A 1,347-nucleotide genomic window follows, 5' to 3' on the forward strand; every position below is an offset into this window, starting at 1 on the left:
GATGACGTACAATAGTTTGTGTAAAGCTCTTGAAGACAAAAAAAGAGGTAGGGTATCCTCATAGTTAACGACCAAATCAACTCATGAAAGGGGATCCCCTACCTATGTCTACAAGTATAGGACAAAACAACTTTGAAAATCAATTAGAGGACATGGTCCGTTCCTTCGTTCAGGAAAAGCTGGAGACTGTCATGAAGGAAGAAATGAACCAGTTCTTCGAAGAGAATCCGGAACTGAAAAATTATAAAAACGGTAGTTATGGCCGCCAATTGGATACAAAGTACGGACGTATCGAAGACCTCCAGGTACCGAGAGATCGGGACAATGCATTTCAGACAGAAATGTTCCAGCCCTATCAGCGATACGAACAGTGGTTGGGGGAAACGATTGTCACCATGTATCACAAAGGCATGAGTACGCGTGAAATCGGAAACTTCCTCGAGCATATCCTCGGTCATGCTTACGCCCCTGGCACGATCAGTAACATCACCGATGTGGTGATGGAAGACATCCGTGCCTGGCAGGAGCGCCCTCTCCAGAAAAGATATGCCGTTCTTTATCTCGACGGCACGTACCTGAAATTGCGCCGGGACGATGTGGCGAATGAGGTCGTCTACGTGGTCATCGGCGTTACGGAAGACGGGTATCGCGAGATTCTCGGTTTCTATGTCGGTGGTCAGGAAAGCTCCCTCGGTTGGGAGGAAGTCCTCTCGGACATCTATCGCCGTGGTTGTGAGGAGGTTCTTCTCGGAATCTTCGATGGTCTTCCCGGTCTGGAGGAAGCGATGAAAGCTATCTATCCAAAAGCTGATGTGCAGCGCTGTGTCGTCCATAAAGTACGGAACACGCTGAACAAGGTCCGGAAAAAGGACCGTTCCGCCATCAGTGAAGACATGAAAGCCATTTATCGGTCCAACAGTAAAGAAGAAGCGGAAAAACAGTTGGACACCTTCTGTGACACATGGCAGAAGAAGTATCCGAAAATCGCCAGATCCTGGAGGGAGGACTTTCACGTCCTCATTACGTTCCTGAACTATCCTTCCTCCATCCGCCCGATGATCTACACGACAAACATCATCGAGCGCACCATGAAGGAATTCAAGAAACGGCTGAAGACGATGAACAGCCTGCCGTCCGAAGAAGCCGTAGAAAAGGTGATCTATATGGTTTCAGATGAATGTAACACCAAATGGTCTACACGCAGACTCCGTGGCTTCAAGGAAGCAAGCCCTGAACTGCACACCATGTTCGAAGAACGGTATGGGTCTCAAACTGAGACAGAGGAGAAAAGCTAATCCCTCCTCCGAGGATCACCCTACTGTTTTACACAAACTTATTGACGGTACC

1 protein-coding gene is annotated in these 1,347 nt (G+C 48.3%); it reads left to right on the top strand.

The window, feature by feature from the left end:
- Nucleotides 1-104 precede the first annotated feature (104 nt).
- Entirely contained in the window at nucleotides 105-1,295 is a 1,191-nt protein-coding gene (locus CKW00_RS13475) for an IS256 family transposase (RefSeq protein WP_076572329.1), read from the top strand.
- Nucleotides 1,296-1,347: the final 52 nt, after the last annotated feature.

The sequence above is a fragment of the Salimicrobium humidisoli genome, from assembly GCF_002295105.1.
In the GTDB taxonomy this organism is placed as follows: Bacteria; Bacillota; Bacilli; order Bacillales; family Halobacillaceae; genus Salimicrobium; species Salimicrobium humidisoli.

Bases quoted from the DNA above. Each gene is read 5' to 3' on its own strand.
- CKW00_RS13475 (WP_076572329.1), top strand. From the start codon at position 105: ATGTCTACAAGTATAGGACAAAACAACTTTGAAAATCAATTAGAGGAC.